Source organism: Mycobacterium sp. E796 (assembly GCF_001672815.1).
GTDB lineage: Bacteria > Actinomycetota > Actinomycetes > Mycobacteriales > Mycobacteriaceae > Mycobacterium.
The window spans coordinates 1-3959 of sequence record NZ_LZKK01000020.1 but is presented as its reverse complement, the minus strand read 5'-3'; the positions used below and the strand labels follow the sequence as shown (position 1 = coordinate 3959).

Below are 3959 nucleotides of genomic sequence, written 5' to 3'. Positions count from 1 at the left end.
GGCGGGGGCGGAGATCTTCGCCACGGCCGGCAGCGAGCAACGTCGACAGCTGTTGCGCGACATGGGAATTGAGCACGTCTACGACTCGCGCACGGTCGAGTTCGCCGAGCAGATCCGGCGCGACACCGACGGCTACGGCGTGGACATCGTGCTCAACTCGGTGACCGGTGCCGCGCAGCTGGCCGGGATCAAGCTGCTCGCCCTGGGCGGACGGTTTGTCGAGATCGGCAAGCGCGACATCTACGGGGACACCAAGCTGGGTCTCTTCCCGTTCCGTCGCAACCTGGCGTTCTGGGGCGTCGACCTGGGCCTGATGTCCGTCAGCCACCCCAGTCAGGTCAGCCAGGTGCTGAGCACCGTCTACCGGCTTACGGCCGAGGGCGTGCTGCCGATGCCCGAGAGCACGCACTACCCGCTCTCCGAGGCGGCCACCGCTATTCGCGTGATGAGCGCGGCCGAGCACACCGGCAAGCTCATCCTCGACATCCCGCGGGCCGGCCGCAGCAGCGTGGTGTTGCCGCCCGAGCAGGCACCGGTCTTCCGGCGCGACGGCTCCTACATCATCACCGGTGGTCTGGGCGGCCTCGGGCTGTTCCTGGCCGAGAAGATGGCCGCGGCCGGGGCGGGCCGGATCGTGCTCACGTCGCGTTCCGAGCCCTCGCAGAAGGCGCTTGAAACGATCGAGCTCGTCCGAGCGATAGGTTCTGACGTGATCGTGGAGTGCGGTGACATCGCCCAGGCCGACGTCGCAGCGCGGTTGGTGGCCACGGCGACCGCCACCGGGCTGCCGTTGCGGGGCGTGCTGCACGCCGCGGCTGTGGTCGAGGACGCCACCCTGACCAACATCACCGATGAGCTGATCGACCGTGACTGGGCGCCAAAGGTGTACGGCGCCTGGAACCTGCACGAGGCCACCGCATCGGCGGAGCTGGACTGGTTCTGCTCGTTCTCGTCGGCGGCGGCCCTGCTGGGCTCGCCGGGCCAGGGCGCCTACGCCGCGGCCAACAGCTGGTTGGACGCCTTCACCCACTGGCGGCGCGCGCAGGGCCTGCCGGCCACCGCGATCGCCTGGGGCGCCTGGGGCGAGATCGGCCGCGGGGCGGACTTCGCCGAAGGCAGCGGCGCCGCGATCGCTCCCGACGAGGGCGCCTACGCGTTCGAGGCGCTGCTGCGTCACGACCGCGCGTACACCGGCTACAGCCCCCTCATCGGGACACCGTGGATCGCATCCTTCGCCGAACGCAGCAAGTTCCTCGAGATGTTCAAGTCGGCCGGCGAAAAGCGCTCGGGCTCAAGCAAACTGCGCGCCGAGCTGTCCGACCTGCCGCTCGACGAGTGGCCCACCCGGCTGCGGCGCCTGCTCTCCGAGCAGATCGGCCTGATCCTGCGCCGCAACATCGACGTGGACCACCCACTTTCCGAGTACGGCCTCGACTCGCTGGGCAATCTCGAATTGCGCACGCACATCGAGGCGCAGACGGGGGTACGCATCACTTCGGCCGACATCACCACGGTGCGCGGCTTGGCGGATCACCTGTTTTCGAAGCTGGCTCCTAAGGAGGACGCTGCGGCACCCGCGTGAGATAGGTCCTACGTCAAAGTCGACTGCACTGCTTAGGCCGGTATTTAAGGAGGGAAACGTGTTCATAGGTGGAGGCTCTGAGCACGACAGCCTGCGAGTGGGCAACGCGTACGACTGGTACCCGGGCGCGGGTTCGGTCGTAACGTGGCAGCCCACGCCCGGCTGCATCGCGAAGGCTCGGCAGGCGCCGGTGAGCCCGGTGCCGCCCAGCTCCATGCAGGCGGGTCACCTTCGCGGGTTCGTCGAGTTCGGTGAGCGTGGGCTGGATTATTCGCGCGCGATCATGGGGTCCTGGGATGTGCCCGGGCGCTGCGACATCCGCGCGATGACCTACGTCATCAACGCGCACCTGCGCCGCCACGCGACGTACCACAGCTGGTTCGAGTACACCGACGACAAGAACATCGTCCGGCACACCCTGAAGAACCCGCGCGACATCAACTTCGTCGCGAAGGAGTACGGCGTGATGACGGAGCTCGAGTGGCGTGAACACGTGCTCGCCACGCCCGATCCGCTGCAATGGGACTGCTTCCGGTTCGGCATCGTCCAGCACGAGGACCACTTCGCGCTGTATGCGGTCGTCGACCACCTGCACTGCGATCCGATGTTGCTCGCCGGGCTGTACGTCGAGATCTTGATGAACTACACCGCGCTCATCGAGGGCAAGGCGCCGGTCTCGCTGCCGCCGGCGGCCAGCTACGACGACTTCTGCATGCGGGAGCACAACATCGTGTCGGGGATGACGCTGGAGTCCCCGGAGGTGCGCAAGTGGATCGAGTTCGCCGAAGCCAACGGCGGGACCCTGCCCGACTTCCCGCTGCCGCTGGGCGACCAGTCGATTCCGTGCGGCGGCGACACCCATGTCGAGCGATTGCTCGGTCCCGACCAAACGGCCCAGTTCGAGGCGCTGTGCCGGCAGGCGGGGGCCCGGTTCAGCGGTGGCCTGTTCGCGTGCGCCGCCCTGGCTCAATACGAATTGACCGGCGCGGAAACGTATTACGGGCTTACCCCCACCGACAAGCGCAAGAGCCCGGCGGACTTCATGACGGTGGGCTGGTTCACCGGTGTGGTGCCGTTCACCGTTCCCGTCGACCCGAACTCGTTCGAGGAAACGGCCCGCGCCGCGCAGGCCTCCTTCGACGCGAACATGGATCTGGCGAACGTGCCGTTCGACCGCGTGCTGGAATTGGCGCCCTGGCTACGTAAGCACGGACCCCAGTTCACCATGATGAGCTACATGGACGCGGGCCTTCCTCCCCTGTCCGGCATCGTCGCCACCGCCCTGGACGGCGTGAACGCGACCGCGTTCACCGATGGCCGCAGCCCGGCGTACATGTACTCGACGGTCTTCCGGCTGTTCGACGAGGTCTCGATCATGGTGTCCTACCCGAACAACCCGGTCGCCCGCGAATCCGTGATTCGCTACACGGAGGCCTTGAAGTCGGTGTTCGACCGGGTCGTCTCGGGCAAGCTGGCCGAGATGCCGGTTCGCGTAGCCAGGTAAGCTACGAAGCGCTTCGTCCTCGAGCGAAGTGGAAGGCTGAGCTCCGTCGATGAAGTTTGTCTTGGCGGCCCACGGTACCCGCGGCGACATCGAGCCCGGTGCCACGGTCGGGGTGGAACTCCGGCGCCGGGGCCACGATGTCCGAATGGCGGTGCCGCCCAACCTGGTTGACTTCGTAGAGTCGGCCGGGGTGCCCGCCGTCTCCTACGGGCCGGACACGCGCGAGCAGGTGGTGGCGGTCGCCGACTTCACCCACAACGCCTTCAAGCCCCAGAACCCGGCCGACTTCATGCGCACCTTCAAGTCGCTTTTCGTCGAGGGCTGGGCGGAGATGAGCCGGACGCTTACCTCGCTGGCCGACGGGGCGGACCTGCTGCTGACGGGCCAGACCTACCACGGGGTGGTGGCGAATGTCGCGGAATACTACGACATTCCGGTGGCGGGGCTGCATCATTTCCCGGTGCGGGTCAACGGTCAGATCGGCGTTCCGTTTCTGCCGTCGCCGGCGCCGATCGTCCGCACCACGCTGTCGGCGGGCTGGTGGCTGTATTCCCGCTTCACCAAGGCGGACGAGGACGCGCAGCGCCGCGAGCTGGGTCTGCCGCCCACGACGGTTCCCGCGTGGCAGCGGATGGCCGACGGCGGAACGCTCGAAATCCAGGCCTACGACCAGGCGATGTTCCCCGGCCTGGCCGCGGAGTGGAATGGCAAGCGCCCCTTCGTGGGTTCGTTGACCCTGGAGTTGGCCGCCGAGACCGACGATGAGGTCGCATCGTGGATCGCCGCGGGAAAGCCGCCGATCTACTTCGGTTTTGGCAGCACCCCGGTCAGTTCCCCCGCCGAGACGGTGGCCATGATCGGCGGGGCCTGCGC

Annotated in this window: 3 protein-coding genes; all 3 read left to right on the top strand. The window is 67.5% G+C overall.

The features are described from left to right. The coding region (locus A5706_RS01355) for an SDR family NAD(P)-dependent oxidoreductase (protein WP_156766909.1) at positions 1-1582 on the top strand (1582 nt) is incomplete at its 5' end. Between the two features lie 58 nt (positions 1583-1640). Continuing rightward, positions 1641-3086 (top strand): condensation domain-containing protein, encoded by a 1446-nt coding sequence (locus tag A5706_RS01350; protein ID WP_082964125.1) that lies wholly within the window; start codon positions 1641-1643, stop codon positions 3084-3086. Positions 3087-3135: 49 nt separating this feature from the next. Then, positions 3136-3959 (top strand): glycosyltransferase (locus A5706_RS01345; RefSeq protein WP_197517718.1); only part of this gene is annotated, 824 nt, incomplete at its 3' end.